The sequence below is a fragment of the Andreprevotia chitinilytica DSM 18519 genome (assembly GCF_000711875.1).
Classification (GTDB): domain Bacteria; phylum Pseudomonadota; class Gammaproteobacteria; order Burkholderiales; family Chitinibacteraceae; genus Andreprevotia; species Andreprevotia chitinilytica.
Genome location: NZ_JONM01000010.1, coordinates 33,710 through 60,121 on the forward strand (window position 1 = coordinate 33,710; position 26,412 = coordinate 60,121).

A 26,412-nucleotide genomic window follows, 5' to 3' on the forward strand; every position below is an offset into this window, starting at 1 on the left:
GCTACTTCGCACTGAAAGACCAAGATGCCCCTCCCGCTCAAGCAACAGAATCTGTTGCGCGCCTGGCAAACCTACCGGCAGACGCCGCGCTTCGACAATTTTGTCGAATTCGCGGTCATGCTCAACAACCTGACCGAATTCCTGCGTGACAAGAACGCGGTCGGGCTGCACCGGGCCGGGCATCAGCTGGAGCAGCAAGCGCTGGCATTATTCGGCGACGACAGCACCCACCCGATCTCCGCCCCGGTCATGCAGGATCTCGATGACCGGCTGCACGAGCTGTCCCGGCTGATCGAGGATTATCTCGGTGCCACCACCGGCGTGACGCAGGATCGGCGCTCGCGCTCGAATATTCCAGCCGAAGCACGCCGGCAAAAGCTGCTGTGGTTCATCAGCAATCAGCATGCGCCTTGGCAACCATTGCTGGAGCAACTCGGCTATTTCGGCCTCACCGTCGAGCCTCATCATTGGGACGCCGCGCCGCAAAGCGGTGAAGCGCCGTTGCTGCTGGTCGACATCGCCGCGCTACCGGATTGGCAAGCCGCTGTGCGTCGCCTCCGGCAGGACTTCCCGGCCAGTCAGATCATCTGTTTATCGGTCCCATCCGACTTTGCGCTGCTGCAGAATGCCTTGCGCGCTGGCTGCGATATCTGTTTTCCGGAAGGCACGCCACTGCCGGCCATCGTGTCGCAAATCCTCGATCTGAACGACAGCCAGGAACAAGAGCCTTTCCGCGTGCTGGTGGTCGATGATTCGCTCACCGCCGGGCATGTGATCAAGAAAGCACTGGAAGAAAACGGCATCAGCGTGCAAACGCTGGCCGACCCACAAGCGGTGCTGGATGCGCTGCACAAGTTCAACCCGGACCTGTTGCTGCTCGATATGTACATGCCGCATTGCACCGGCGTGGAAGCAGCACGCGTCATCCGCCAGCACAGCCAGTTTCTCAGCATCCCGATCGTGTATTTGTCCGGTGAGACTGATCTTGGCCTGCAGATCGATGCCTTGCGGCTGGGCGGCGACCACTTCCTTACCAAGCCATTCAACCCGCTGTTCCTCAACGCCATCGTCAAGAGCAAGATCGAACGCTACCGCGCATTGCGCCGCTCGATGTACCACGACAGCCTGACCGGCCTGCTGAACCACACCAGTTGCAAGGCCCGGCTGGATGCAGCGCTCGAAACCGCCCGCAGTCAAGGTCAGCCGCTCTCGGTCGCGATGCTCGATATCGATCACTTCAAGCGCGTGAACGATAGTTACGGCCATCCGGTCGGCGATCAGATCATCCGCAGCATTGCCTGGCTGCTGAAACAACGGCTGAGAAAAAGCGACCTCATCGGTCGCTATGGCGGCGAAGAATTCATGGTGGCGCTGCCCGGCGTCAATCCGCGCGAAGGGCAGGAGATTCTTGACCGCATCCGCCATGACTTCGCGGAAATCAAGCATCCACACATCGGCGGTCATTTCCAGCTCAGCTTCAGCGCCGGTATCGCCGGGTTCCCGACCTTCAACAGCGGTGATGCGCTGGTGAAGGCCGCTGACGACGTGCTGTATATGGCCAAACGTGGCGGGCGGAACCGGATTTGCGTGGCCTAGGCAGCATCATGGCGTGGCGGACAACATGGCTACTTTGCCTGTCGCTGCTGATGCCAGCCTGCCTTGCCGCCCCAACGGACAAGTCATCCGCCCCCACCCCCTACCGCTTCTGCACGCAGAATCTGCCGCCCTATTCCATCGAGCAAAGCAGGAACGGCATTGCCATTGACGTGGTCACCCGCCTGGCCGAGCAATTGCATTGGCCCATCAAGGTGGAATTCCTGCCGTGGCAACGGGCGCTGTCCTATGCCCGCACCGGCGAATGCGATGCGATTTTCACCTTGATCAAAACCCCGGAACGGGAAGGTTTTCTGGTCTACCCAGATGAAGCGCTGATGCCGCAACGCTTCGCCTTTTTCGTGCCGACGGATTCACCGATCCGCTACGACGGCCAACTGGCGCAGTTTGTCGGCCGGCAAGATCTGAGTTTTGGCATCACCGACGGCAAATCGTATTCAGAATCCTTCGATACGCTCAGGAAAACGGGGCAGATCGCACGGTTGGAGTCGTCGGTCATGACTGACCTGACCTTCAAGATGTTTCTCGCCCACCGCTTCGACGTGCTGGTGTGAGAACGAAGCCTATGTGCGCTACATGGCCCGATCACTGGCGATGACGGGCCCGCAAACAGCGGCAATCAGGCAGCTGACGCCCCCGATCGACACCGTGCCGCTGTACATCGCGCTCACCAGGATGGGCCGCCTGGCGGACCAGACCCGCACGTTCAGTACGGCGCTGGCCAAGCTGAAACAACAAGGCGCGGTGCAGGTCATCCTTGATCACTATTTGGGGAGCGGAGGCTGAAGCCGCCCCCAAACCGGGCTTATTTGCTGGCGAGGGCCTGCTTCTCAGCAATCTTCGCGCGGATCGCCGGCAAAGCGGCCAGTGCGGCCTTCTCTCCCTCCAGGATCGCGACGTTCTTCTGGTCAAAATCGGCCGGGCCGATCTTGCCGACCACCGGGCGGATCACCACGTCGGCCCGCGCCAATTCCTGCTTACCGAGCGTCTGGCCCATGATCATGATGGCCTGATTGACGATGCCGACCATATTGGATGGCGATTTGCCATCCGGCTTGGCCGAGATATCCACCGCGATCACGATATCCGCGCCCAGCTCACGCGCCGCATCCACCGGCACCGGGCTGACGATGCCGCCATCGACATAGCGTTTGCCACTGATCGAGACCGGCTCGAACACCCCCGGAATGCTGCTGGATGCTCGCACCGCCATGCCGGTGTTACCGCGCACGAACACGGTCCGCTTGCCGGTTTCCAGTTCGGTACTCACGGCCGCGAATGGCTTGCCCAGTTTCTCGATCGGCCGGCCGCCGACCAGCTTGTTGACGTAGTCTTGCAATTTCTGGCCTTTGACCAGCCCACCGGACATCAAACTCACATCGCGGATTTGCGCCTCGTCGAGCGAAAAGGCGCTTTCCTGCAGCTGGAACGCATCCAGGCCGCTGGCGTAGAGCGAGCCGACCACGCTGCCCGCACTGGTGCCAGCCACCACATCCAGCTTGATGCCGTTCGCTTCCAGCATCTTGATCACGCCGATATGCGCAAAGCCCTTGGCCGCGCCACCGCCCAGCGCGATGCCGATGCGGAGTGGTTTGGGTGGAACTGGCGTGGGAACCGGCGTTGGCGTGACCGGCGGCGTGGTGGTACATGCAGCAATGCTGAGCGCAAACAGGGCGGCAATGGCTTTCAGTGAGGAGCGGCGGTTCATGGCGGACTACTGAGAAGGAATCCGGCGATTCTAGGTGAATTGGCAATGCGATGGTTGTGCGAATCTACCGCGCGGCGCGCTTGCTTGTTGCGGGGCTTGGCGGTATGCCATGGAAATACTGATTTGTCCCTCACGCGCCAAAACATGCTTTTTGTGGGAGCGAGCTTGCTCGCGATGGCAATGCTGAATCGAAACGACGTCATCGCGAGCAAGCTCGCTCCTACAGAAACCTCAACGCCTCAGGCAACCCTATCCAGCGCCACCACCACCGCCGTCAGCCCATCGCAGCGCCACTTCACGTCATACCGATACAGCCGCACCCCATAGATGCGCTCGGGTGCATCGGCATAGGCCGGGCGTGGGTCTTGTGCCAGCACATCGACAATCAGCTCGCGCAGCGACGGGTATTCGAGACTGGCGGTGGCGACAGCGGCCTCTGCCTCGGCGCTGAATTGCACCACCAGTTGCGGCGGCGGGCCGTCGACGAAACCACCACGCGCGTCGGGCAGGCTCTCGACGAAGGGAATGTAGGGCTTGATATCCAGCACGGGCGTGCCGTCGACCAGATCGACCCCGTTGAAAGTCAGCACGACACCATCGGCGGTATCGATGCCAGCCAGCTCGACCAACGACAACCCCAGGCTGTTAGGACGGAACGGGCTGCGGCTGGCGAACACGCCCACACGCGCATTGCCACCAAGCCGGGGCGGGCGCACCGTCGGCTGCCATTGGCCGCCGGTTTCGTGGAACACAAAGGTGAGCCAGACATGGGAGAACGCCTCCAGCCCGCGCACCGCCTCCGGCCGGTCGAACGGCGGCAGCAACCGCAGAGTGCCGACAGCGTGCGGTGCCAGCCGTGGCTGGCGCGGAATGCCGAACTTGTCTGGAAAAGGGGTTTGCAGCAGGCCAATCGGCTGGCAGGTGTAGGTGGTCGTCATCGCGCCCCGATTTTGCCGTGATGCCGGTCGCGCCGCCAGCCAGGCACCGCTTGCAAACGTCATCGTCTGAAACAAAGTTTGCGTTAAGCTACGGCCAACCATTCCGTCTGCATGCCCGCAAAGCCACTCGATGAAGCCCATCCATCTACTCACCGTCTCCGGCAGCTTGCGCAACGGCTCGTTCAACACGGCCATCGCCGAATCCGCCATCACGCTAGCCCCGAGCGGCATCACCGTCGCCCGCTTCAATGGCATCGGCGATTTGCCGCTGTTCAACCCTGATCTTGATCGTGGCGACGTACCGCCAGCGGTTGCGACGTGGCGAGCCGCGCTGGCTGCGGCGGATGCCATTCTGGTTTCAACCCCCGAATATGCGTTTGGCGTACCCGGCGTGATGAAGAACGCGCTCGACTGGGTCGTCTCTTCCGGCGAATTCGTCCACAAACCCACTGCCGTGATCAGTGCCTCGTCCTCCAGTGCCGGCGGCGACAAGGCCCACGCTGCCATCAGCCAGATTCTGGCGGTAATGACGGCAACACTGGTGGAAGGTGCCAGCCTGCTGGTGCCGCAAGCCGGGGTGAAGATCGGGGCGGATGGCCAGATCAAGGACGCAGAACTGGCGCAGGCATTGCGCGAGGTGTTGGCAAAGCTCTTGGGCGCGGTTGAAAACCACCCGGCGCCTTAGTCCATACTTAGCATCACCTGCAGCACGTCAGACACTCGCCCCTTGCCCTTTATGCATGAAGCAGTATCCGTCGCCCTTACAGGATCAGATATGACCAAGAATCCGTTCCCGTCCCGCCTGAACGCCTGCCGTGCCGGGCTGATTGGCCTGCTAGCGGTCGCGGCTTTATCCGCCAGCGGGGTAGCGGCGCAAGACAAACCCCAAGACAAGCCAGACTGCTCGCACCCTTTCACGCTGGCATTGCATGACCACGGCCTGCTGTATTCGCAGCAAACCGATACCGGCATCGACAAGGACATCGCCTTTGAGATGGCCCGGCGCAGTGGTTGCAAGTTCGATATCTCGGTCATGCCGCGCGTGCGGATCTGGAAGATGATCGAATCCGGCGAGCTGGATTTCAGCCTCTCCGGCATCACCAATCCAGAGCGTGATCAATTCGCCGGCTTTGCGTGGTACTTCGCCGACAAATACGCACTGCTGGTCCGGCGCGATGCCAACGTGACCCGCATCGAAGACTTCGCCGCGCAATCACGCCTGCGGCTGGGCGCGATCCCGAGCTTTCGTTACAGCGAGCGCGGCAACCAGCTCTTCGATAACCTGAACGAACAAAACCGCATCACCCTCACGGGCAGCTTCGATGCGCTGTTCAAGAACCTCGCGCTCAACCGCATCCAGGGCATGATCATCGAGCCCTTCGATTACCCGAGCTTCGATGAATACAAAGTGCGCGACCAGACCCTGCTGATCGATATCGATGCGGTCAGCGTGCCGCACGGCGTGATCATGTCCAAGCGCGCCATCGCTCCGGCCGAGCAGGAGAAATGGCGGGCATTGATCAATGCCATGCGGGCGGATGGTACTGTGCTACATATCTTCGAGAAGTACTTCCCGCCCAAGCTGGCGGCGGCGATGGTGAATTATTGAGAATGGGCGTCATTCGGTATCATTCGCCGTTCTCAGTCAGTCCAGACAGCGCCCTTTGCCCATGCTCATGCTTATCTCGCCAGCCAAAACGCTGGATTACCACACCCCGCTTCCGATCCGGCACCACACCGAACCCGCATTTCTGGACCGCTCCGAAAAACTGATCGACATCCTGCGCGAGAAGTCGCCCGTGGACTTATCCCGGTTGATGACGATCTCGGATGAGCTGGCCGTGCTCAATGTCGGCCGCTATCAAAGCTGGCAGCTGCCCTTCACCCCTGCCAACGCGCGGGCAGCGGTGTTCGCCTTCAAGGGTGACGTGTACGAAGGCTTGAACGCATACACGCTCGACAAGGCCGGCCACGCCTACGTGGAAAAGCATCTGCGCATCCTCTCCGGTCTTTATGGCCTGCTGAAGCCATTCGACCTGATCCAGCCCTATCGGCTGGAAATGGGTACGCGCCTCGCCAATCCAGCCGGCAAGGATTTGTATGCGTTCTGGGGCGAGACGATCACGCAGACGATCAACAGCCACCAGCCGAAAACCGTGGTGAACCTCGCCAGCGAGGAATACTTCAAGTCAGTGAAACCGAAGCTGCTCGATGCGCCGGTCATCACTCCGGTATTCGAGGACTTCAAGAACGGCAAATACAAGATCATCAGCTTCTACGCCAAGCGCGCACGCGGGCTGATGGTGCGCTATGCGGCGCTGAACAAGATCAAAGATCCGACCAAGCTCAAGCGTTTCGATCTGGAAGGCTATGGTTTCGTCGCCGACGAGAGCGATAGCAAGACGTGGCTGTTCCGCCGCAAGCTGGCGGCCTAAGCGCCTGTTCGCGATCTTTTGAGAAGTCGGTGATGCGGCGCAATGCCCTGCGGGGATTGCGCCCTACGAATCGCAGGCAGCGCAAACAGTTGTCGGTTTTTGTTTCCGCGATGGTTGCACTGCGGGGTTTTCTCCCTTCGCGCTAAGCGCCGAGGGAGTGTCGCGAGACCTTAGGCTCGCGACCGACCGAGGGTAGTCCGGAGGACCGTAAGGCGCAGGGTCGCCTTTGGGGTGGAGGGGGCTTTGGCGAGACAAAGTCCCTTCCCCGGCCGCGGGACGGACTCCCGCTGTAATGCTTTTGGTCGCGCCGCAGGCGCATAGCTGAAAGATCCTAAGCCACGCAAGCAATCAAGGCTGGGTGTTGGCGAGCGCCGCCAGCCAGTCCGATTGCGACACCAGCCCGACCAACCGCCCATCCTCCGCCAACACCGGCAAGCAAGGCTGGGCATGGGCGATCACCGCTTCCAACAGCCCGATCAAGGCCGTATCCGGTGCAGCGGTAAGGGCGACCGGTCTGGCCCATGGCCCTGCGTTGCGAGGGGAATCGGGAAGGGCATGCAGCAGGTCGAAAGCATGGATCAAGCCGAGGAAATGGCCATCGGCTCGCACCACCGGCACTTGATGCACCTGTCTGGCCACCATGCGAACCCGGACGTCGTCGATCGGCTCATCCGGACTGGCGGTATACAGATCGCGCGACATCACATCGGCGCAGCGCAGTTCATCCAGATGCCGCGCCAACCCCAAGGCGCGGCGCACGACGACTTCCAGCTCTGCCGTCCCCAGATCAAGTAAATGCGGTTGATCCGCCAGGACTTGTTCCAGCAGGCTGGTATTGACCCCGCCTCGTTCAGAAGAAGCCGGATCACGCGTGTGTTGCGGCGGGCTGGGTGGCACGGCCGGGTAACGCCGCCCCGGCAGCAGGTTATTGGCCACCAAACCAGCCAGCAACATGATGAACACGTTGAGGGCGACCGGCAGCAGTACGAAGCTGAAACCCAACGCGGTAACAGCCGGGCCGCCAATCACCGCGGTCAACGCCGTCGCACCGCCGGGCGGATGCACGCAACGCAGCCCCATCATCAGCGCCAGTGCCAATCCAACTGCCAACGCGGGCGTAAACAAGGAGCCGGGCAGCAACTGCTGACAGGCCACGCCGGCAATAGCCGAAATCAAATGGCCGCCCACCAGTGACCAAGGTTGCCCCAACGGACTGGTGGGCAGTCCGAACACGATCACAGCGCTTGCCCCCATCGAGCCGACGATGATCGCAGCCGCCGAGCCGGGTACAAACGCGTGAGTAATCAGGGTGATCGCCAACAAGGCAAACGCGCCGCCGAGCGCGGACAACAACCGTTCGCGTCGCCGTACGCGTGGCAAGGCCGGTAGCCAGCCATGAAGAAAAGTACGCCAAATCATGATCTGGAAATCCGCAATCTAGTCAGTTCGCTCAGCCGGTCTCGACACCACGCAAAGGCTGCGTGCGCCGCTCGCCCAAGCCTTGGCGGATATTGATGGCGTGATATTTGGCCAAAGCCAGCCGCTGCTCTTTCGGCAGCGTTTCGTCGTGATAGGCCGCCTGGATCAGTTCTTTTTGCACGAAGGCCAACTGACGGGCAAGCAACTCGCAGTTATCCATCGCCACACCGCGATTCATTTCGGCGACTACCAGCAGCGCATCGCGCTTGATCCGGTATACGAGCGAATGTTTGAGCGGGTGATGACGCGCTTCGTCGGATTCACGCCGGGCCAGCGTCGCCGGTAACAGCTCGGTTGGCGCAAATAGACCGCTATTGCGCGGCGGGGCCGTGCGGGTAATCCATTTGTGACGAAGCCAATCCAGCATGCCGTTTCCTCCTCGGGGAAAGCGGATTCTAACGTCATATGTCATTCCACTTGAAACGGATGTTGGCAACACGCCGCTCGCAGGCAAGAAAAAACCGGGCCAAAGCCCGGTTTTTCATTGACTACTGCCCGCTCAAGCTTCAAGCAGAATGCGCAGCATGCGGCGCAGCGGTTCGGCAGCGCCCCACAGCAGTTGGTCTCCGATCACGAAGGCGGAAACGTACTCCGGCCCCATGTTCAGCTTGCGCACGCGGCCAACACCGATTTCCAGGCCGCCAGTGATCGAAGCCGGCGTGAGTTCCTTCACCGTGATCTCGCGATCGTTCGGCACCCACTTCACCCACGGGTTGCCGGCCTTGATGATGGCTTCGATTTCGGCCAGCGGCAGGTCTTTCTTCAGCTTCAAAGTCAGCGCGAGGCTGTGGCAGCGCATGGCGCCAATCCGCACACAGAGGCCATCGACCGGCACCGGCGCAGTGTTGCCGAGCATCTTGTTCACTTCGGCCTGGCCCTTCCATTCTTCCTTGGATTGGCCGTTGTCGAGCTGCTTGTCGATCCACGGAATCAGGCCGCCCGCCAGCGGTGCGCCGAAGAATTCGGTCGGGACGTCGGAGCGGATGGCCTGCGCCACCTTGCGGTCGATATCGAGAATGGCGGAAGCCGGCGTAGCCAGCTCATCAGCCACCGAACCGTAGACCACGCCCATGCCCTTCAAGAGCTCGCGCATGTGGTTCGCGCCGCCGCCCGAAGCCGCCTGGTAAGTCATCGACGAGACCCACTCGACCAGACCTTGCTTGAACAGGCCGCCGACGCCCATCAGCAGGATGGAGTTGGTGCAGTTGCCGCCGATGTAGTTCTTGACGCCCTTGGCCAGCGCGCCACGGATTACGTTGTCGTTCACCGGATCAAGAATAATGACCGCGTCATCTTCCATGCGTAGCGTGGACGCCGCATCGATCCAGTAACCCGTCCAGCCCGCTACGCGCAGCTTGGGGAAAATCTCGGTGGTGTAGTCACCGCCCTGGCAAGAAATAATGACGTCCATCGCCTTGAGGTCATCGATATTCTTCGCATCCTTCAACGGGCCGGACGCCTTGCCGAAATTCGGGCCTGGCTGACCTGCTTGCGAGGTTGTGAAGAAAATCGGCTCGATCAGGTCAAAGTCCTTTTCTTCCTGCATCCGCTGCATGAGGACCGAACCTACCATGCCGCGCCAACCGACGAGACCTACGCGCTTCATCATCTTTTCCTTTAAAAACAATTGCCGAACCGGAAATCTTAGTGAAAATCCCGATTGAGCGCCAGCGCCAGACGTCAACTCTGCGCTAGACTTGCCATGCTGCACTGCACAATGTTAAATTTTGTAAAGTTTTGGTTCGCGAAAGACACATGAGTTATTTCTCCAGCCTCAGCAAATTCTTGCAGACCACCAGTCTCTTGTCTTTTCTGGACGCCGGTGCCATCACCCAAACCCGTGATGACCGCCGGAACGGAAACAAGCGCAAGAAAATCAGTGCACCACGCTACAGCGACCTCGTCTGGCGCGTTGAAATGGCCATCCTGAGCGGACAGGCTTGCCTGGTGAAACGCGGCGTACCGAATGAGCAATTGCCGCCGCTAGTGCGTAGCGTGCTCACCGACTTGCCCAAGCTCGCCGCTGCCGATCGTGATCTGGAACGTGCGCTGTGGCGACGGCTGTATTCAAGCCACGATCCGGGCATCGCCAACCCATCGCACCGTCTACCTGCCCTGCACCGCCCTGGCGGCCCCGCCCCCAATCGGGATTGGAAACTGCGGTAAGCTCGCCGTTTTTGCGCGGAGCTCATCATGCGTGTGCTGCTACAACGGGTCAGCCAGGCCGAAGTGCATGTCGATGGCGACTCAGTCGGTCGCATCGGGCCCGGCCTGTTGCTGTTATGCGGTATCGAGGCGGCTGACGACGAAAGCGATCTTGTCTGGGCTGCCAGCAAGATCAGCAAATTGCGGGTATTCGAAGACGATGCCGGTGTAATGAATCGATCCGTGCTCGATACTAGCGGCGATATCCTCGCCATTTCGCAATTCACCCTGTTTGGTGCTTATTCGAAAGGCAATCGACCATCATGGGGCCGTGCAGCGCCAGGCGAGATTTCGCAGCCGATGTTCGAACGCTTCGTCGCACAACTTGAACAGCAGTTGGGTAAACCGGTGGCAACTGGCGCGTTTGGGGCAGACATGAAAGTGGCATTGATCAATGATGGCCCCGTCACCCTGCTGATCGACTCCAAAGACCCGGAATAGCAGCAGAAATTTCGTATTTGACGAGCCCAGCAAGTTTTTCTCATAATGGGTTCCATACAGCGCCGATTTGATCCACCAGCTTGCGGGGCGCTGCCAATAAATACTGCTAAAGCGTGCGAGCGAAACCCGCGTCTTGCACGCGGGTTTTTTCGTTCTTGCCGCCATCCTGATGATGGCCGGTTGCGGATGCCGTCTCATCCGCCGCGCCTGATTTAAACGACAACTTGCGGGGCGCGCATGCTGGTTTGCCAGTGTGGAAATGCCGCTAAAGCGTCGGCTGCATGGGGCGGCCGCCGTTCTTTGACCTGGAGGCCGCCATGTACGATTGCCTAGATTCACTCGAAACCCGTCAACCCGCCCGCCTGCGCACGCCGGAACATTGTCCCCGCAACCGTCGATGGCTGCGTTTTTCCGGGCCGAGCGATACCACCAGCCACGCCGAACGCCATCTGTGTGCCTTGGGCTTTGCCTTGGAGCGCTTGGCCGATGGCAGCTTGCTGATCTTTGATCTGTCCGTGCATACCGCGCTGGCCTTGCAACAAGACTGGCCGACCTTGATCGGCCACTACGAAACCCCACCCCTATGCCACACGCCCTCACGCGCAACCCCAAGCAACACCATCTGACCGATGAACTGAAGGCCATCTGGCAGCTGGGCTGGCCCATCATGATCGGCCAGCTCGCCAGCACCGGCACGGCCTTTGTCGATGCCGTCATGGCGGGGCATGTGTCGGCCGGTGACTTGGCGGCGGTTTCGATCGGTGCGTCAATCTGGGTAATGCTGCTGGTGACCTTGATCGGCCTCACGCTGGCCGCCAGCCCCTTGATTGCCCATGCCGTCGGCGCGCGGGAGTATTCGGTCATTCCCGGCATCACGCAGCAGGCGCTGTATCAAAGTCTGGTGTGGGGCGTGATTGCCTGGCTGGTGACTCGCGCAGCGCTGCCAGTATTCGATCACCTCGGCCTTAATCCGGCCGTGACTTACAAAGCCCGTGAATTCTTGAAGGCCATCAGCTGGGCGCTACCGGCATTCGCCCTGTATCGCACGTTGTACGGCTATAGCGCGAGCCTCAATGCCACCAAACCGATGATGGTGATCGCACTGCTGGGTCTGGCGCTCAACATCCCAGCCAACTGGGTCCTGATTTACGGTCATTTCGGCTTTCCGGCACTGGGCGCGGTCGGCTGCGGCTGGGCCTCGTCCTTTGTGATCTGGCTGACGTTGATCATGATGGTGGTGTGGCTGCGGGTATCGCCGGTCTACCGCGATACCTATCCGTTGCGTCATTGGCAGCGGATCGATTGGCATGCCCAATGGCGCTTGCTGAAGCTGGGGCTACCGATGGGCGGGATGTTTTTCGTGGAAGTGAGCGCGTTTTCCGGCATCTCGCTGCTGATCGCCGAGCTGGGTACGGTATCGGTCGCCTCGCACCAGATCGCGCTGAACATGTCATCGCTCACCTTCATGATTCCGTCGGGCCTCGGCACGGCGATGACGGTGCGCGTGGGTCAAGCACTGGGAGCCAAGGATCCTGCTTATGCGCGCTTCATCGGTTGGACAGGTCTGCGCATCGGCCTTGCGGTCGCAGCGGTGATGGCGACGTTCATGGTGCTCGGGAATCACTGGATCGCCAGCTGGTACACCCGCGATGTGGCGGTACAAACGATGGCGGCCACGCTGCTACTGTTTTCCGGGGTCTTCCAGTTGGCAGACGCCACGCAAGTGGTTGCCGCAGGTGTGCTACGTGGCTACAAGATCACCCGCCAACCAATGCTGATCCACCTGACCGCCTTCTGGCTGATCGGTATTCCACTCGGTTACGCCTTGGCGTTTTACGCCGATATGGGCGCACGCGGCTTCTGGATTGCGTTGATACTGGCCCTGGCATTTGCCGCCACGGCGCTGGTTGGCTTGTTCCATATTCGCAGCCGTGTGAAGCATGAGGCAACGGACGATGGCGAACTACAAACCTTGTAGGAGCGAACTTGCTCGCGATGGCATCGTTTCATTCACAGCGCCATCGCGAGCAAGCTCGCTCCTACATAAACCCTGAAATCTGCACGCTTGAAACCAATAAGCCATCAAGAACCGGAATTCTTGGTTTTACCCCTCACCCCTCGCGCCTATCCCCTCACCGCTTAGCTACCCCAGCGTTTCATCAGCTCATGCGGAATGCCGAGCTGATCGAGTATCCGCGCCACCACGAAATCGACCAGATCACCAATCGTTTGCGGATGATGATAAAAGCCCGGATTCGGCGGCAAGATCACCACGCCAAGCCGGGCCAGCTTGAGCATGTTCTCCAGATGCAAGGCCGAGAACGGGGCCTCACGCGGCACCAGGACCAGCGTTTTTCGCTCCTTGAGCATCACATCGGCAGCGCGCTCCAGCAAGTTATCGGAGTTGCCGTTGGCAATCGCCGCCAGCGCCCCCATCGTGCACGGAACCACCACCATGCCATCACCGGGGTTGGAGCCTGAGGCCATCGGCGCGAACCACTCCTGTTGGCCCCAGACAGTCAGCTGCGCTTCATCCGCCACCTTGAACTGCGCACGCAGCAGCTTGCCGAGTTCTTCCGCCCGACCCGGCCAGGTGAGATTGAGCTCCTGCTTGGCGACGATCTGCGCCGCCTGCGTATACAACACATGCACCTTGCAACCGGCGGCGAGCAGGCATTCGAGCGTGCGCAAGCCATAGGGCAAGCCGGACGCACCAGTGAAAGCGACGGTAATGGTTTTCATGCGAGTCGCCGATGAGACGTTGATCAGGGAATCAGGAATGCGGGAACTGCTCGCGGTGGCGCACCAAGACTTGGCGCTGCAACGCGAAATGCTTGCCGAGCTGCTCAGTCAGGTAAACCGAACGATGCTGACCACCGGTACAACCGATGGCGACGGTGACATAGCTGCGATGGTCGCGATCGAACTCGGGCAGCCAGCGCTCCAGAAAGCCCAGCACGTGCGTCAGATACTGGCCCACTCTGGGTTCGCGCTCCAGAAAGTCGATGACCGGCTGATCCTTGCCGGTCAGCGGGCGCAGCACCGGGTCGTAATGCGGATTGGGCAGGCAGCGCACGTCGAACACGAAATCGGCGTCGAGCGGTAGGCCATGCTTGAAGCCGAATGATTCGAAAATCAGCGTCAGCTTCGAGCGATCGAGTGCGACGAACTCACGCACCCACGAACGCAACTGATTCGCGGAAAGATCACTGCTATCGATGCGGTGCGCGAGGTGGGCGAAATCGCCGAGCATCTCCCGCTCCAGCGTCACGCTCTCGGGAATCGTCAATTTGCCGTTGGCGAGCGGGTGCGCCCGGCGCGTCTCGGAAAAACGCTTGATCAATGTTTCGTCATTGGCTTCCAGAAACAGCAAGCGCAGATCGATATCCAGCTCGGTGAGCGCCTCGTAATGAGCCGGAAACAAGCCGAAGGAGTGCGAGCTGCGCATATCGATGCCGATGGCGATACGCGGATAGCCATCTTCATCGAGCAAGGCGGTGGTTTGCGCCAGCAGCGGCACCGGCAAATTGTCGATACAGAAGTAGCCAAGGTCTTCGAGCGCACGCAAGGCTACGCTCTTGCCCGCGCCGGACAAGCCCGATAACAGGACGACCTGTTGTCGCTTGCCCTTCATTTATTCGCCCATTTCCATGAAGCGCTGATGGCGCTCGATGAATTCGCGTGTCGAATCGATGCCACGCAGCTGCAGGATGTAATTCCGCACCGCAGCTTCGACCAGAACGGCCAGGTTGCGACCGGCGGCCACAGGCAGCACCAGTTTGCGCACCGGCACGCCAAGGATGTCTTGCGTAGCGGCCTGCATCTGCAGGCGATCGATCGGCGCCAGCGCATCGCCGCCGGCCTTGGCCAGATGCACGATCAGCTTGAGGGTCTTTTTGGGCCGCACCGCTGTTTCGCCGAAGATGGTGCGGATGTTCAGCACACCAATCCCGCGTACTTCCAGAAAATCCCGCAGCATCGGCGGACAACGGCCTTCCAGCGTTTCCGGGTTAGTGCGGTAGACCTCGACCACGTCATCGGCCACCAGGCCATGGCCGCGCGAGATCAATTCCAGCGCCAACTCGCTTTTACCCATCGATGACTCGCCGGTCAGCAATACGCCAACTTCGAGTACATCCAGGAACACGCCGTGCAAGTGGGTCGAAACCGCCAACGCCTTGGCGAGGTAGTAACGCAGCACATCCATCAAATAGGGTGACTGCTCGGGGCTGGTCAGCAGCGGCACATGGTGGCGCTCCGCCCCCTCACGCAACGCATCCGGCACGGTCTGGCCATTGGCAACGATCATCGCCGCCATTTCACTGGCGAACAGCCGACCAACCGATTCCTTCTGCGCCTCGGGCGATAGGCCAAGGAAGTACTTGGTCTCGGCAATGCCGAGCACCTGGATACGGTTCGGGTGGATAAAGTTAAGGTGGCCGACCAATGCCAGGATCGGCTTCTGCTCCGACGCGTCGTTCGAGAGCAGGTTGTTGGCGCCAGACTGACCGGCGACCCAGGTGAGCCGCAGTTTCTCGGCGTTATCGATGAAGAGCTGGCGAACTGTGAGCTGCGGCATAACGTCTCGGTGGCGAATCAGAAGCCCGCGTAGGGCTCCCAGGTGGAAATCAGCTTCCAGGCTTCGCCCGGCTCCGTCAATACGGCAAGCTGGTCGCGCACGGTCTTGTCCGAAAACAATTGCGCCAGTTCGGACAATATCTGCAAGTGCAAATCGGTGGCATTGGCCGGCACCAGCAGCGCGAAGATCAACGAAACCGGTTTGCCATCCGGCGAATCGAACGGGATTGGCGTTTGCAGGCGGATAAAGGCGCCCGTCGCGTCCTTGAGCCCCTTGATACGGCCATGCGGAATCGCCACGCCTTGGCCAAGGCCAGTCGAGCCGAGCTTCTCACGCGCGAAGAGGCTATCGAAAATCACGCTGCGCGCGATGCCGTGACTGTTCTCGAACAGGATGCCGACCTGCTCGAACACGCGTTTCTTGCTGCCAAGCTCAAGGTCGAGAAATACATTGCCGCTAGGCAGAATCTTGGAAATCAGGCTCATCCGGACTACCCGCTTCGCACCGTCATCGGGGCGCGAAGCCTTGATGTAAGAAAAAGAGAGTGCATTGTAGCGCCGCTGGGTTTCGTTGACAGGGGTTTCGTATTCATGCACCAGAAACGAAAACGGGAACCCGCAGGCTCCCGTTTTGTCGCCGGCGACAGACGCCCGCTTATTCAGCCACGGCCTGGTGCTTGAGCGCCTCGCCGCGGTGATCCATCAACTTCTCCTTGTGCTTGACGACCTGCCGGTCGAGCTTGTCGGCCAGTAGATCAATCGCTGCATACAGATTTTCATCAATCGCTTCGACATGAATATCCTTGCCGCGCACGTGCACGGTAACCTCAATCTTCTGATTCAGCTTCTCGACCGACAGGATGACGCCCACGTCGATCACCGAATCGAAGTGGCGCGTAACGCGTTCCAGCTTCGTGGTGACATATTCGCGGATTGCCGGGGTGACTTCGAGGTGATGGCCGCTGATGTTGAGGTTCATGGCGTTACTCCTTCGGGGTTAAGCCCTGCTACAAGGTCTTGCGCAGATTGACGGGGGGGATTTGCATCGCCTCCCGGTATTTGGCAACGGTTCGTCGCGCAACAACGATCCCTTGCCTGGCCAACGCGTCAGCGATGGCGCTGTCCGATAACGGCTTTTGAGTGTCCTCCACAGAGATCATTTGACGGATTTGAGCTTTGATGGCGGTTGCAGACGCTTCGCCACCGGCCTCGGTTTCGACATGACTGCCGAAGAAATATTTGAATTCGAAGATGCCACGCGGCGTGAGCATGTATTTCTGGGTGGTCACGCGGGAGACGGTGGATTCGTGCAGATCAAGCTCGGAAGCGATGTCACGCAACACCAAGGGGCGCATGGCGATTTCGCCATGTTCGAAGAACGCACGCTGCTTTTCCACGATGGCCTCGGCCACTCGCAGAATGGTTTCGAAGCGCTGTTGCACGCTTTTCACCAGCCATTTGGCTTCCTGCAGTTCCCGGGCGAGCGAGCCGCCCTCGTTGCGTTGCAAAATTTCTGCGTACATCCGGTTGACCCTGAGCTTTGGTATCGCAGCTGTATTGAGCCGCACTCGCCACCGGCTGCGCTGCTTGTAGACCAGGACATCCGCAACCACATAACGCGCGGACTCGGTCGACCACTGCGCCCCCGGACGGGGGTTGAGGCTAAGAATCAGCGATTGCGCGGCCTTGAGACCGGCGTCATCGCATTTCAGCTGCCTTTTAAGCTTAATGTAGTCCCGTGCGGCCAATAAATCGAGACAGTTTTTTACTAGCGCCAGGGCAAGATCGCGAGCGGGGTCGGCTGGCAGCGCCGCAAGCTGTAAGGCCAAGGCCGCGGGCATATCGTATGCACCAACCCCCAAGGGTTCGAGCTGACGCAATCTGGCCAGCGCGATGGCGACGTCGTCGACCTCCAACTCCGCCGCTTCGATCAGTTCAACCGGCAATTGCTCGAACAATTCATCCAGCGTGTAAGGCAGGAAGCCGTCTTCATCGACCATTTCGATCAAGGCGGTCAGCACGACACGGTCACGTTGCGGAATGCTCAAGAGACCGGCTTGTGCCAGCAGGTGCTCGCGCAGGCTGAGCTCGCGCGCCACATTCGTGGCCGGGTCGAAGGAATCGTCGTCATCGCCGCTACGCTCGCCACGGGATTCCCACGTCCATTCGTCGCCGAAATCGGTATCCGGGGCGGGGCCGTCTTCGCTGCTCGGCTCGGCGACATTCACTTCGTCGCCAGCCGGCGCGTCTTGTTCGCTTTGTGCCTCGCCGGCTTCCAGTAGCGGGTTCTCGGCCACGAAACGGTCGATTTCCTGCTGGAAGTCGAGCGTGGAGAGTTGCAGCAATTTGATCGATTGCTGCAATTGCGGGGTCAGATTGAGTTGCTGCGACATGCGCAGCTGCAGTGCTTGCTTCATTACACCGATAATAACCGAAGCCGCAGGCAAGAACCGTGCCCTAAACGCCTTACATCGATTTCAACGCACGTAATCAGCTTGGTTCGGGAGTAGAAGCGGCGCATCCGCCGAGGCACGAGCGCCCGGCGGAATATCGCGGCGTTACATCTTGAAGTGCTCGCCGAGGTACACCTTGCGCACCTGCTCGTTGGCGACGATCTCATCCGGGTGGCCGGACGCCATCACCGCACCTTCAGAGATGATGTAGGCACGGTCGCAAATACCAAGCGTTTCGCGCACGTTATGGTCAGTGATCAAGACCCCAATGCCGCGCTTCTTGAGGAAGGCAATGATGCGCTGGATGTCCATGACCGCGATCGGGTCAACACCGGCGAATGGCTCATCCAGCAAAATGAAGCGCGGTTTGGCCGCTAGCGCGCGGGCGATTTCCACGCGACGGCGCTCGCCGCCCGACAAACTCATCGCACCACTTTCGCGCAGATGGCTCACGTGCAGGTCATGCAAGAGCGAATCGAGCCGCTTTTCGATCGCTTCTTCGCCCTTCTCATGCAACTCGAGCACGGCACGGATGTTCTCCGCCACGGTCATCTTGCGGAAAATCGACGCCTCTTGCGGCAGATAGCCCAAGCCCAAGCGCGCGCGCTGATGCATCGACATCTGGCCAATATCTTCGCCGTCCAGACTGATCTCGCCGCCATCCTTGGCGACGAGGCCGACGATCATGTAGAAGCTGGTGGTTTTGCCGGCACCGTTCGGCCCAAGCAAGCCCACGACTTCGCCGGCCGCAACATCAAGCGATACATCGCGCACCACAGCGCGTTTCTTGTAACGCTTCATCAGCCCGCGTGCCGAAAGCGCGCTGGCAGCAGCGATTCCGCTCATTTTGCCTCCGGCTGGCTAGCGGTCTTCTTGGGTTGAATCGTGATGCTGACCCGGCCACTACCGCCCTTCGCGCCTTGCGCCTGATAGATTTCGGTGGTCGTGTTGTAGGTGATCACATCGCTGAATACTTCATCTTGCCCGCGCTTGACCCACGCCTTGTCGAGCAAGCGCATTTCGCCAGTCGATGCGTTGTATTCGACGCGCAGCGCCTCGGCATCCAGCCATTCGCCGCTATCGAGCTTCTGGCGAAACTTCACCGGATTGCCGCTGCCGTTCATGGACTGATTGCCGGCCTTGTCTTCCTTGCTGATGAGCTTGGTCGCGGTCAGCGTCATCGTGCCTTGCTTGACGATCACGTTGCCGGTAGCCGTGCGGGTCTGGTTTTTCTGGTCGACGAAGCCTTGATCGGCATCGATCGTCATCGGTTTGGTCTGGTCGGCCTTCTCGGCATGCGCCAAGCCTGCCGCCAACAGCAAGGATGCGAACAGCGCCTTAACGGCGGGGTGGCAATGGCTCATAAATGCCCTTCACTTTCGATTTGAGAAGCAGCGTCTGCTGCGCGAGGTCGGCTTCAAAACCAACCGACGAAACCTGGTAATTGCCCATGTCCGAGCGCATGGCCTCTGACGACCATGCCAGTTGCTGCTTGGTGTTCAGCCACACGCCACTGCTTTCGATATTGAGCGGGCTGCCATCCGGCGGCGCGGCGCGATGCAGCTTTACGTCGTTGGGAAACCAGAGTCGCTCGCCTTTTTGCTCGGCGCGAGCGGTCGGGCTTTCCACATCCAGCGCGGGCTCGCCCGGTGCGGTGTAGTGTAGACGCGGCTGATCGAACCAGGCGGTATCGGATTCCGGAAAATGCCGCACGCGATCAGCGGTCAGGTGCGCCAGCGGCGAACCATCCTCGCCGAAACGCACGCTGGTGGCCGTATTGACGATCAGATCGGGGTCGTTCGGTCTTGCCAGACGGCCGAGCGCGGGCAAGTTGGCGGCATCGTTGAGCAGCCAGACCAGCCCGCCCAGCAGGGTGAGCAAGGTAACGGGGAGAATCCGGGTTGAACCGCGCATCAGGGCCGGGGCTACTTGAGATATTGCGCCAGCACGCCATCGAGCGTGCCCTGCGCCTGCATGATGAATTCGCACGCTTCGCGCACGGCACCGTGGCCGCCTTGCAGCGTCGTGACATAGTGCGCGTGCTTGCGCACGATATCGGGGGCGCGCGGTACGGCAATGGCGAAGGCCACGCGGATCATCACCGGCAGATCAATCACGTCGTCGCCCATATAACCGCATTGGTCAGCGGTAACGCCAGAGGCCGCCAGTAGCGATTCGAAGGCGGAGCGTTTGTCGTGCGCGCCCTGATAAATGAAATCGATGCCCAGATTCTTGGCCCGATGCGCCACCAGCTTCGATTGGCGGCCGGTGATGATTGCGATCTTCACGCCGGTGTTTTGCAGCATGCGCAAACCATGTCCGTCGAGCGAATTGAAGGCTTTTATCTCTTGGCCTTCGTCGGTGTAATACAGACTGCCGTCGGTCATCACGCCGTCGACATCGAAAATCATCATCCGCACCGCGCGGGCTCGATCGCTCATATCCATCTTTTGTTCACACAGCCTTTGTATTGAAAGTTCGGGTCTAGTTGGGGGCCGATTGGTTTCAAACAACCCGGGCGCGCAACAAGTCGTGCATATTGAGAGCGCCGACCAGCCGCCCTTCATCGACAACCAGCAAACCGAAGATGCGGCGATTTTCCATGATCTTGACTGCTTCGGCGGCCAGATGGCTGGCTTCGATGGTCACAGGCTTCTTGCCCATCACGACCGATACCGGCGTTTCCCGCACATCAACGCCGTGATCCAGCGCCCGGCGCAAATCGCCATCGGTAAAGACGCCGGCCAGTGCGCCAGCGGCATCGACGACGGCCGTCATGCCCAACCCTTTCTGACTCATTTCCAGTAGGGCATCACGCAATACAGCATCTTCACGCACCACCGGCAGCGCATCGCCGATATGCATCAGATCACGCACACGAACCAGCAACTTGCGGCCAAGGCTGCCGCCGGGGTGCGAACGGGCGAAGTCTTCAGCATTCAAGCCGCGCGCGTCCAACAGGGCCACCGCCAGCGCATCGCCCAGCGCCAATGCAGCGGTCGTACTGGCAGTTGGGGCGAGGTTCAGCGGGCAAGCTTCCTGCGTGACGCGGGCATCCAGCCAGATGGCAGCTTCCTTGGCGAGCGTCGAATCGCCTGCACCACACATGGCGATCAATTTCACGCCGAGCAATTTCAGGCTGGGCAGCAGCGTGAGCAGTTCGTCGCTTTCGCCGGAGTAGGACAGCGCCAGTACGACGTCATCGGCAGTCAACATGCCCAGATCGCCGTGTGCAGCCTCAGCCGGATGCATGAAGAACGCCGGCGTACCGGTACTGGCGAGAGTGGCGGCGATCTTGCGGGCCACGTGGCCAGATTTACCGATGCCGGTCACGACGACACGGCCACGGCAGGCCAGCATCAGCTGGCAAGCGGCTTCAAAGCGGGGGTCGAGACGATCAGCCAGCGCCGTGATGGCCGCGGCTTCGGTCAACAGCACCTGACGCGCCTGCGCCAGAAGCCGGGATGTGGGTTCAGTCATCCCAAGAGTATAAAAGACCGGCGCATCCGCTTACCACTCACGCATTCCCGTAAATCTTCCAAGCAGTGACGGCCGGCACGCCTTGCCCGAAGCCCCAGACAGCCATTCTTGGTCCGTATCCATGCATGGTTACCAAGTGTTCTCAACGCCAAACAGTGCGGGCGCCTTGCCTGCACGCGCCGGCCTGCAGATGCAACACTCGCCCGGATTCCCTGGTTGACGCTGCTCACCCCGAATGCCATCGTAATTTTATCGGCAAGCTGAATGGCCGCAGCCTGAAGTGAAGTCTTGCCTTGCGCCGCTTTCCATCCGTTTCAAGATAACAAGCATCCACCCAAGAACCCGCTCGGCAGCGCACTTCGCCCAAGCACCACATGACGTCGCTGTTTCGATTCCTCGAGGAACTCATGAAAAAGCCGTTCTACAAGATTCTGTACGTACAGGTGTTGTCCGCGATTGTGCTTGGTGTCTTGCTGGGCCACTTCAATCCGGACCTCGCCACCAAGATGAAACCGCTGGGTGACGGCTTTATCCAGCTCATCAAGATGGTGATCGGGCCGATCATTTTCTGCACCGTGGTATCCGGCATTGCCGGCATGCAGGATATGAAGAAAGTCGGCCGGGTCGGCGGCAAGGCGCTGCTGTATTTCGAAGTCGTCTCCACCTTTGCCCTCGTCATCGGCCTGATTGCTGGCCACGTGCTCAATCCCGGCGCGGGCTTCAACGTCGACGTCCACACCATCGATACCAAGGCCGTCGCGCAATATGCCGCCAAGGCGCAGTCACAAAGCACGGTCGAATTCCTGCTCAACATCATTCCGAGCACCGTGGTCGATGCCTTTGCCAAGGGCGACATCCTGCAGATCCTGCTGATTGCCTTGCTGGTGGGTGCAGCCTTGTCGGCGCTGGGCGAGCGCACGCAAATGGTGACGGACCTCATCGATCGCACCGCCGCGGTGATGTTTCGCATCGTGCACATCATCACGCGTGTCGCCCCGATCGGCGCGTTCGGCGCGATGGCGTTCACCATCGGCAAGTACGGCGTGGTGTCGCTGGTGCCGCTACTGAAGATGATCGGCACCTTCTATCTGACGGCCTTCCTGTTCGTCGCCATCGTGCTGGGCATCATTGCCAAGCTGACCGGCTTCAATATTTTCCGCTTCATCATTTACATCAAGGAGGAGCTGCTGATCGTGCTTGGCACCAGCTCATCCGAATCCGCATTGCCGCAACTGATCGAGAAGATGGAACGACTTGGTTGTTCGAAATCAGTGGTCGGCCTGGTGGTGCCGACGGGTTACTCGTTCAACCTCGATGGCACCAATATCTATATGACGCTGGCGGTGATCTTCATCTCGCAGGCACTCAATATCGAACTGACGCTGACCCAGCAGCTAAGCATTCTGGCGGTGGCCATGCTGACGTCAAAGGGGGCATCGGGCATCACCGGTGCGGGCTTCATCACGCTGGCGGCCACGCTCGCGGTAGTGCCGACCATCCCGGTCGCCGGCATGGTGCTGATCCTTGGCATCGACCGTTTCATGAGCGAATGCCGGGCGCTGACCAACATCATCGGCAACGGCGTGGCTTGCGTGGTGGTCTCGGCATGGGAGCGCGAGCTTGACCGCGACAAACTCGCTCGCGGCATGACTGGTGAACGCGGCGAACTGGTCAGTGAAACAGCAGAGCGCTGATCGCTGACGGCGCTCGGCGTCGGGCTGACGGGCGGGGTATTATCGCGGGGCCGTCTTAACAAAGACGGTCCCGCAGTCGTTTTGCATAATCTGGGCTGTAACCAGCCATCAACGGAATCCCCCACCAACAGCCGCCATGCCCATTCATCTGTCCTCGCTCCTGTTGTTGCTGGCTGCTGCTGTCTTCAGCGTAGTGGCTTGCCGCCACTTCAAATTGCCGGCCATGCTCGGCTACCTGTTCGTCGGCGTGCTGATCGGCCCGCACGCGCTGGCAATGATCGGCTCGTCCACCGAAGCGACCCACCTGGCCGAATATGGCGTGGTGTTCCTGATGTTCACGCTGGGGCTGGAATTCAATATCGCCAAGCTGAATGCGATGCGGCGCATCGTATTCGGGCTTGGGCTGGCGCAAGTCGCAGCCACTGCCCTGCTGATCCTTGTCATGTCGATGCTGGCCGGGCTGGACTGGAAAGCCGGGCTGACACTCGGCGGCGCGATGGCGATGTCATCCACGGCCATGGTCTCCAAACTGCTGGCCGACCGGAGCGAGCTCAACAGCCCGCAGGGCCACAATGCACTGGGCATCCTGCTGTTTCAGGATCTGGCCGTGGTGCCGCAGCTGATCATGCTGCCGGCCCTGAGCCAGCCGAGCGAACAACTGTTCACCGCATTGGGCATCGCCACCGCCAAGATCGTCGTGGTGCTGCTGTTGCTGCTGTACTTCGGCCAGAAGTTGATGCGGCCCTGGTTCACGCTGGTCGCCAAGCAGCATTCGAGCGAGCTGTTCATGCTCAATCTGTTCCTGATCACGCTCGGCATTGCCTGGCTGACCGAACTGGCCGGGCTCTCGCTCGCCCTTGGTGCCTTCCTCGCCGGCATGCTGATCGCCGAGACCGAATACCGCTATCAGGTCGAGGATGACATCCGGCCGTTCCGCGATCTGCTGCTTGGCCTGTTCTTCGTCACCGTCGGCATGACGCTCGACTTCCATCAGGTCTTCGCCAACTGGTGGCTGGTGCTGCTGGTGGTCTTCGCCCTGGGGCCGCTCAAGATCATGGTGATCGCCGGGCTATCCAGACTGTTCGGCAGCAGTCCGGGTGCCTCATGGCGCACCGGTTTCGCGCTCGGCCAGGGTGGCGAGTTCGCCTTCGTGCTGCTGGCGCTCGCCGCCACATCCGGTCCACTCCTACCTGAAGCCGTGCAACAGGCCACCATCGCCGGCATCGTGATCTCGATGCTGGCAACGCCCTTCATCGTCATGCACAGCGACAAGCTGGTACTCAAGCTCGCCAGCTCCGAATGGATGAACATGGCCGCCAACCTGCACCAGATCGCCGTGCGCACCATGGGAGCCAGCGGCCACGTGATCGTCTGCGGCTATGGCCGCAGCGGTCAGTCGCTGGCGCGGATTCTGAAGCAGGAAGACATCCCCTTCTTTGCGCTTGATCTCGACCCGGAAATGGTGCGCGAGGCCAGCACCGCCGGTGAGTCGGTGGTATTCGGTGATGCAGCCAAACGCGAGGTATTGATGGCCGCCGGCCTGATGCGCGCCCGCGCCGTCGTCGTCACCTATGCCGAGACGCACTCAGCGCTGAAAATCCTCGAAGTTGCCCACCAGATTCGTCCGGATTTACCGATCATCGTCCGCACCACCGATGACAGCGATATCGGCAAATTGCGTGAAGCTGGCGCGGCCGAAGTGGTGGCCGAGATCATGGAAGGCAGCCTGATGCTCGCCTCGCACACGCTGATGCTGCTTGGCACGCCGCTCAATCGCGTACTGAAGACCATCCGGGAAGTGCGGGAGGCACGCTATGCGTTGTTCCGTGGCTTCTTCCGCGGCCTGAACGAGAATCTGGACGACGCGGACCGCCCGCAATCACAGCTGCATTCGGTGCTACTGAGCCCCGGCGCAGCGTCGATCGGCCGTACGCTGGGCGACGTCAACCTGAGCGGGATGCATGTTGAAGTGAAGAGCATCCGCCGCCGCCACATGCCTGCCGTGCAGCCGGACAATGCGTTTGAATTGATGGACGGCGACGTATTGGTCTTGCTGGGCGAGCCGGAAAGCCTGGCAGCCGCAGAGATGCTGTTGCTGCAAGGGAATTGATTCGAAGCCCGGTGCTACACCATCAACACGAAAGACAATTGAAAAAGGGACGCGCTGGCGTCCCTTTTTACCTCATGCATCCCAATACTTACTGGCTTTTGATCCTCGGTCGCTTGCCGATATGCACCTTCACCGTCTCACTCTGCGTACCGCGATGGACAACCATCGGCACGTCCTCATCCGGCTTCAGCGACGCAATCAGATTCAACATGCCGGATGAATCAGCAACCGGCCGGCCATTGATCGTCAGCAGGATATCGCCCGGCTTGAGACCGGCCTTGTCTGCCGGGCTACCGCGCACGATGCCCGCGATCAAAGCGCCTTGCACGTCCTTCAGCTTGAACGATGCGGCGAGTTCCGGCGTCACGTCCTGCGCCTCGACCCCCAGCCAGCCGCGCGTCACGCTGCCGTCCTTGATGATCGCGTCCATCACCTGCTTGACCGTGGTCGCGGGGATCGCGAAGCCGATGCCGAGCGAGCCGCCGCTGTTGGAGTAGATCGCGCTGTTGATGCCCACCAGATTGCCGTTGGTATCGACCAGCGCGCCACCCGAGTTACCCGGGTTGATAGCGGCATCGGTCTGCACGAAGTTCTCGATATTGTTGATGCCCAGCTGCGTGCGGCCCAGCGCCGATACGATGCCCATCGTCACCGTCTGGCCAACCCCGAACGGATTGCCGATGGCCAGCACGACATCACCAACCGCCACCTTTTCGAAATTGGCAAAACCAATCGTCGGCAAGCGATCCGCCTCGATCTTGATCACCGCCAGATCGGTATCGGGGTCGGTGCCGATGATCTTGGCTTCAGTGGTACGGCCATCGGCCAGCGCCACTTCGATTTCATCGGCCGATTCCACCACGTGGTTATTGGTGACGATGTAACCCTTGTCCGATACCAACACACCGGACCCCAGGCTGGTGGCCCGCGTTGTCTCGTCGCCGCCGAAGCGGTCACCAAAGAAACGCCGGAAGAATGGGTCGTTCATCAGAGGGTGTTTGCGCGATTTCACTTCCTTTGCGGTGTAGATATTCACCACCGCCGGCATCGCACGCGCGACAGCGCCGTGATAACTCGACGGCCCGGTCAGGTTGATCAACGGCGTTGGCGAGCCACCCCGTGAAGCGGCAACCGGCGCGGGCGACAAAGGCCGCGGCAGCCATTGCGGGTACAGCAGAGACACCAGAAACCAGACAGCCAGACCGGCCGTAGTGGTTTGTGCGAAAATCAGCCACAGTTTTTTCATCAGCCAACCAAGTCCAGTGGATTCAACTATT

General features: G+C 60.4%; 29 protein-coding genes. 12 read left to right on the forward strand and 17 right to left on the reverse strand.

Annotation, left to right across the window (positions count from 1 at the left end; translation table 11 throughout):
* Nucleotides 1–24: 24 nt before the first annotated feature.
* The 3 genes from BR41_RS13940 to BR41_RS13950 are packed head-to-tail and all read left to right on the forward strand — an operon-like array spanning nt 25 to nt 2,400.
* On the forward strand, nt 25–1,596 hold the full coding sequence (locus BR41_RS13940; protein ID WP_035057824.1) for a GGDEF domain-containing protein: 1,572 nt from the start codon (nt 25–27) through the stop codon (nt 1,594–1,596).
* Between the two features lie 8 nt (nt 1,597–1,604).
* Nucleotides 1,605–2,168 (forward strand): substrate-binding periplasmic protein, encoded by a 564-nt coding sequence (locus tag BR41_RS13945; RefSeq protein WP_084187177.1) that lies wholly within the window; start codon nt 1,605–1,607, stop codon nt 2,166–2,168.
* Between the two features lie 22 nt (nt 2,169–2,190).
* Nucleotides 2,191–2,400: a hypothetical protein gene (locus BR41_RS13950; RefSeq protein ID WP_156970702.1), complete on the forward strand. Its 210-nt coding sequence runs from the start codon at nt 2,191–2,193 to the stop codon at nt 2,398–2,400.
* A gap of 19 nt (nt 2,401–2,419) precedes the next feature.
* Here the strand turns inward: BR41_RS13950 and BR41_RS13955 are convergent, their stop codons facing one another.
* Together BR41_RS13955 and tsaA are read right to left on the reverse strand one after the other, a co-directional pair.
* Nucleotides 2,420–3,322: a patatin-like phospholipase family protein gene (locus tag BR41_RS13955; RefSeq protein ID WP_035057829.1), complete on the reverse strand. Its 903-nt coding sequence runs from the start codon at nt 3,320–3,322 to the stop codon at nt 2,420–2,422.
* Between the two features lie 239 nt (nt 3,323–3,561).
* Nucleotides 3,562–4,260: a tRNA (N6-threonylcarbamoyladenosine(37)-N6)-methyltransferase TrmO gene (gene tsaA / locus BR41_RS13960; RefSeq protein WP_035058196.1), complete on the reverse strand. Its 699-nt coding sequence runs from the start codon at nt 4,258–4,260 to the stop codon at nt 3,562–3,564.
* 130 nt (nt 4,261–4,390) lie between these two features.
* On the opposite strand from tsaA, the gene BR41_RS13965 reads away from it, so the two are divergent.
* The 3 genes from BR41_RS13965 (at nt 4,391) to yaaA (ending at nt 6,695) form a co-directional block, all read left to right on the forward strand.
* Entirely contained in the window at nt 4,391–4,945 is a 555-nt protein-coding gene (locus tag BR41_RS13965; protein WP_035057831.1) for an NADPH-dependent FMN reductase, read from the forward strand.
* Between the two features lie 90 nt (nt 4,946–5,035).
* Nucleotides 5,036–5,869 carry a substrate-binding periplasmic protein gene (locus tag BR41_RS13970; protein WP_051710977.1) on the forward strand — a complete coding sequence of 278 codons (834 nt, stop codon included), beginning with the start codon at nt 5,036–5,038 and terminating at the stop codon, nt 5,867–5,869.
* Between the two features lie 61 nt (nt 5,870–5,930).
* Nucleotides 5,931–6,695 carry a peroxide stress protein YaaA gene (yaaA, locus tag BR41_RS13975; protein WP_035057834.1) on the forward strand — a complete coding sequence of 255 codons (765 nt, stop codon included), beginning with the start codon at nt 5,931–5,933 and terminating at the stop codon, nt 6,693–6,695.
* Between the two features lie 348 nt (nt 6,696–7,043).
* Here yaaA and BR41_RS13980 read toward each other — a convergent pair whose 3' ends face one another.
* From BR41_RS13980 to asd, 3 genes are all read right to left on the reverse strand, one after another.
* Complete coding sequence (locus BR41_RS13980) at nt 7,044–8,114, reverse strand: HPP family protein (protein ID WP_051710979.1); 1,071 nt, start codon at nt 8,112–8,114, stop codon at nt 7,044–7,046.
* Between the two features lie 31 nt (nt 8,115–8,145).
* Nucleotides 8,146–8,541: a hypothetical protein gene (locus BR41_RS13985; RefSeq protein WP_051710981.1), complete on the reverse strand. Its 396-nt coding sequence runs from the start codon at nt 8,539–8,541 to the stop codon at nt 8,146–8,148.
* 132 nt (nt 8,542–8,673) lie between these two features.
* The gene (gene asd, locus BR41_RS13990) at nt 8,674–9,780 is read right to left on the reverse strand and encodes an aspartate-semialdehyde dehydrogenase (protein WP_211251753.1); all 1,107 of its coding nucleotides are present in this window, start codon (nt 9,778–9,780) and stop codon (nt 8,674–8,676) included.
* 149 nt (nt 9,781–9,929) lie between these two features.
* On the opposite strand from asd, the gene BR41_RS13995 reads away from it, so the two are divergent.
* The 4 genes from BR41_RS13995 (at nt 9,930) to BR41_RS14010 (ending at nt 12,798) form a co-directional block, all read left to right on the forward strand.
* Entirely contained in the window at nt 9,930–10,340 is a 411-nt protein-coding gene (locus BR41_RS13995; protein ID WP_035057839.1) for a hypothetical protein, read from the forward strand.
* 27 nt (nt 10,341–10,367) lie between these two features.
* Nucleotides 10,368–10,820, forward strand: coding sequence for a D-aminoacyl-tRNA deacylase (gene dtd, locus BR41_RS14000; RefSeq protein WP_035057842.1), 453 nt, complete (start codon nt 10,368–10,370; stop codon nt 10,818–10,820).
* Nucleotides 10,821–11,137: 317 nt separating this feature from the next.
* Nucleotides 11,138–11,446, forward strand: a complete 309-nt coding sequence (locus tag BR41_RS14005) for a hypothetical protein (RefSeq protein WP_156970703.1) — start codon at nt 11,138–11,140, stop codon at nt 11,444–11,446.
* A complete protein-coding gene (locus BR41_RS14010; protein WP_051710983.1) occupies nt 11,404–12,798 on the forward strand; it encodes an MATE family efflux transporter in 1,395 nt (464 codons plus the stop codon). The genes BR41_RS14005 and BR41_RS14010 overlap by 43 nt, the downstream gene beginning before the upstream one ends.
* Nucleotides 12,799–12,959: 161 nt before the next feature.
* Here the strand turns inward: BR41_RS14010 and BR41_RS14015 are convergent, their stop codons facing one another.
* The 11 genes from BR41_RS14015 to BR41_RS14065 all read right to left on the reverse strand — a co-directional run bounded on the left by BR41_RS14015 (nt 12,960) and on the right by BR41_RS14065 (nt 21,331).
* Nucleotides 12,960–13,562, reverse strand: a complete 603-nt coding sequence (locus BR41_RS14015; protein WP_035057847.1) for a flavin prenyltransferase UbiX — start codon at nt 13,560–13,562, stop codon at nt 12,960–12,962.
* A gap of 31 nt (nt 13,563–13,593) precedes the next feature.
* Nucleotides 13,594–14,454, reverse strand: coding sequence for an RNase adapter RapZ (gene rapZ, locus BR41_RS14020; protein ID WP_035057850.1), 861 nt, complete (start codon nt 14,452–14,454; stop codon nt 13,594–13,596).
* Nucleotides 14,455–15,399 carry an HPr(Ser) kinase/phosphatase gene (gene hprK, locus BR41_RS14025; RefSeq protein WP_035057853.1) on the reverse strand — a complete coding sequence of 315 codons (945 nt, stop codon included), beginning with the start codon at nt 15,397–15,399 and terminating at the stop codon, nt 14,455–14,457.
* Between the two features lie 17 nt (nt 15,400–15,416).
* On the reverse strand, nt 15,417–15,884 hold the full coding sequence (gene ptsN / locus BR41_RS14030) for a PTS IIA-like nitrogen regulatory protein PtsN (protein WP_035058207.1): 468 nt from the start codon (nt 15,882–15,884) through the stop codon (nt 15,417–15,419).
* 169 nt (nt 15,885–16,053) lie between these two features.
* Nucleotides 16,054–16,377 carry a ribosome hibernation-promoting factor, HPF/YfiA family gene (hpf, locus tag BR41_RS14035; RefSeq protein ID WP_035057858.1) on the reverse strand — a complete coding sequence of 108 codons (324 nt, stop codon included), beginning with the start codon at nt 16,375–16,377 and terminating at the stop codon, nt 16,054–16,056.
* Nucleotides 16,378–16,405: 28 nt separating this feature from the next.
* Nucleotides 16,406–17,791 carry an RNA polymerase factor sigma-54 gene (locus BR41_RS14040; protein WP_245615905.1) on the reverse strand — a complete coding sequence of 462 codons (1,386 nt, stop codon included), beginning with the start codon at nt 17,789–17,791 and terminating at the stop codon, nt 16,406–16,408.
* A 165-nt stretch (nt 17,792–17,956) separates the two neighbouring features.
* Nucleotides 17,957–18,697 carry an LPS export ABC transporter ATP-binding protein gene (gene lptB, locus BR41_RS14045; protein ID WP_035057864.1) on the reverse strand — a complete coding sequence of 247 codons (741 nt, stop codon included), beginning with the start codon at nt 18,695–18,697 and terminating at the stop codon, nt 17,957–17,959.
* Nucleotides 18,694–19,215, reverse strand: coding sequence for a lipopolysaccharide transport periplasmic protein LptA (gene lptA / locus BR41_RS14050; protein ID WP_035057867.1), 522 nt, complete (start codon nt 19,213–19,215; stop codon nt 18,694–18,696). Before lptA ends, lptB begins: the two co-directional genes overlap by 4 nt.
* On the reverse strand, nt 19,190–19,765 hold the full coding sequence (gene lptC / locus BR41_RS14055; RefSeq protein WP_035057870.1) for an LPS export ABC transporter periplasmic protein LptC: 576 nt from the start codon (nt 19,763–19,765) through the stop codon (nt 19,190–19,192). Before lptC ends, lptA begins: the two co-directional genes overlap by 26 nt.
* A gap of 11 nt (nt 19,766–19,776) precedes the next feature.
* Nucleotides 19,777–20,292, reverse strand: coding sequence for a KdsC family phosphatase (locus BR41_RS14060; RefSeq protein WP_084187199.1), 516 nt, complete (start codon nt 20,290–20,292; stop codon nt 19,777–19,779).
* Between the two features lie 64 nt (nt 20,293–20,356).
* Nucleotides 20,357–21,331, reverse strand: coding sequence for a KpsF/GutQ family sugar-phosphate isomerase (locus BR41_RS14065; protein ID WP_035057876.1), 975 nt, complete (start codon nt 21,329–21,331; stop codon nt 20,357–20,359).
* 407 nt (nt 21,332–21,738) lie between these two features.
* Here BR41_RS14065 and BR41_RS14070 point away from each other — a divergent pair, with 407 nt between their 5' ends.
* Both BR41_RS14070 and BR41_RS14075 read left to right on the forward strand, forming a co-directional pair.
* Nucleotides 21,739–23,025, forward strand: coding sequence for a dicarboxylate/amino acid:cation symporter (locus tag BR41_RS14070; RefSeq protein ID WP_035058210.1), 1,287 nt, complete (start codon nt 21,739–21,741; stop codon nt 23,023–23,025).
* 136 nt (nt 23,026–23,161) lie between these two features.
* Nucleotides 23,162–25,135, forward strand: coding sequence for a monovalent cation:proton antiporter family protein (locus tag BR41_RS14075; protein WP_035057879.1), 1,974 nt, complete (start codon nt 23,162–23,164; stop codon nt 25,133–25,135).
* Nucleotides 25,136–25,223: 88 nt separating this feature from the next.
* On the opposite strand, the gene BR41_RS14080 is transcribed toward BR41_RS14075, so the two are convergent.
* The gene (locus BR41_RS14080) at nt 25,224–26,381 is read right to left on the reverse strand and encodes a S1C family serine protease (protein WP_035057882.1); all 1,158 of its coding nucleotides are present in this window, start codon (nt 26,379–26,381) and stop codon (nt 25,224–25,226) included.
* Nucleotides 26,382–26,412 lie beyond the last annotated feature (31 nt).

Bases quoted from the DNA above. Each gene is read 5' to 3' on its own strand.
- tsaA (WP_035058196.1), bottom strand. From the start codon at position 4,260: ATGACGACCACCTACACCTGCCAGCCGATTGGCCTGCTGCAAACCCCT.
- BR41_RS13940 (WP_035057824.1), top strand. From the start codon at position 25: ATGCCCCTCCCGCTCAAGCAACAGAATCTGTTGCGCGCCTGGCAAACC.
- BR41_RS13945 (WP_084187177.1), top strand. From the start codon at position 1,605: ATGGCGTGGCGGACAACATGGCTACTTTGCCTGTCGCTGCTGATGCCA.
- BR41_RS14070 (WP_035058210.1), top strand. From the start codon at position 21,739: ATGAAAAAGCCGTTCTACAAGATTCTGTACGTACAGGTGTTGTCCGCG.
- BR41_RS13995 (WP_035057839.1), top strand. From the start codon at position 9,930: ATGAGTTATTTCTCCAGCCTCAGCAAATTCTTGCAGACCACCAGTCTC.
- BR41_RS14065 (WP_035057876.1), bottom strand. From the start codon at position 21,331: ATGACTGAACCCACATCCCGGCTTCTGGCGCAGGCGCGTCAGGTGCTG.
- dtd (WP_035057842.1), top strand. From the start codon at position 10,368: ATGCGTGTGCTGCTACAACGGGTCAGCCAGGCCGAAGTGCATGTCGAT.
- BR41_RS14060 (WP_084187199.1), bottom strand. From the start codon at position 20,292: ATGAGCGATCGAGCCCGCGCGGTGCGGATGATGATTTTCGATGTCGAC.
- yaaA (WP_035057834.1), top strand. From the start codon at position 5,931: ATGCTCATGCTTATCTCGCCAGCCAAAACGCTGGATTACCACACCCCG.
- asd (WP_211251753.1), bottom strand. From the start codon at position 9,780: ATGAAGCGCGTAGGTCTCGTCGGTTGGCGCGGCATGGTAGGTTCGGTC.
- BR41_RS13970 (WP_051710977.1), top strand. From the start codon at position 5,036: ATGACCAAGAATCCGTTCCCGTCCCGCCTGAACGCCTGCCGTGCCGGG.
- BR41_RS14005 (WP_156970703.1), top strand. From the start codon at position 11,138: ATGTACGATTGCCTAGATTCACTCGAAACCCGTCAACCCGCCCGCCTG.
- BR41_RS14075 (WP_035057879.1), top strand. From the start codon at position 23,162: ATGCCCATTCATCTGTCCTCGCTCCTGTTGTTGCTGGCTGCTGCTGTC.
- lptC (WP_035057870.1), bottom strand. From the start codon at position 19,765: ATGCGCGGTTCAACCCGGATTCTCCCCGTTACCTTGCTCACCCTGCTG.
- ptsN (WP_035058207.1), bottom strand. From the start codon at position 15,884: ATGAGCCTGATTTCCAAGATTCTGCCTAGCGGCAATGTATTTCTCGAC.
- lptB (WP_035057864.1), bottom strand. From the start codon at position 18,697: ATGAGCGGAATCGCTGCTGCCAGCGCGCTTTCGGCACGCGGGCTGATG.
- lptA (WP_035057867.1), bottom strand. From the start codon at position 19,215: ATGAGCCATTGCCACCCCGCCGTTAAGGCGCTGTTCGCATCCTTGCTG.
- BR41_RS14080 (WP_035057882.1), bottom strand. From the start codon at position 26,381: ATGAAAAAACTGTGGCTGATTTTCGCACAAACCACTACGGCCGGTCTG.
- rapZ (WP_035057850.1), bottom strand. From the start codon at position 14,454: ATGAAGGGCAAGCGACAACAGGTCGTCCTGTTATCGGGCTTGTCCGGC.
- BR41_RS14015 (WP_035057847.1), bottom strand. From the start codon at position 13,562: ATGAAAACCATTACCGTCGCTTTCACTGGTGCGTCCGGCTTGCCCTAT.
- BR41_RS13985 (WP_051710981.1), bottom strand. From the start codon at position 8,541: ATGCTGGATTGGCTTCGTCACAAATGGATTACCCGCACGGCCCCGCCG.
- BR41_RS13980 (WP_051710979.1), bottom strand. From the start codon at position 8,114: ATGATTTGGCGTACTTTTCTTCATGGCTGGCTACCGGCCTTGCCACGC.
- hprK (WP_035057853.1), bottom strand. From the start codon at position 15,399: ATGCCGCAGCTCACAGTTCGCCAGCTCTTCATCGATAACGCCGAGAAA.
- BR41_RS14010 (WP_051710983.1), top strand. From the start codon at position 11,404: ATGCCACACGCCCTCACGCGCAACCCCAAGCAACACCATCTGACCGAT.
- BR41_RS13965 (WP_035057831.1), top strand. From the start codon at position 4,391: ATGAAGCCCATCCATCTACTCACCGTCTCCGGCAGCTTGCGCAACGGC.
- BR41_RS14040 (WP_245615905.1), bottom strand. From the start codon at position 17,791: ATGTCGCAGCAACTCAATCTGACCCCGCAATTGCAGCAATCGATCAAA.
- BR41_RS13950 (WP_156970702.1), top strand. From the start codon at position 2,191: ATGGCCCGATCACTGGCGATGACGGGCCCGCAAACAGCGGCAATCAGG.
- hpf (WP_035057858.1), bottom strand. From the start codon at position 16,377: ATGAACCTCAACATCAGCGGCCATCACCTCGAAGTCACCCCGGCAATC.
- BR41_RS13955 (WP_035057829.1), bottom strand. From the start codon at position 3,322: ATGAACCGCCGCTCCTCACTGAAAGCCATTGCCGCCCTGTTTGCGCTC.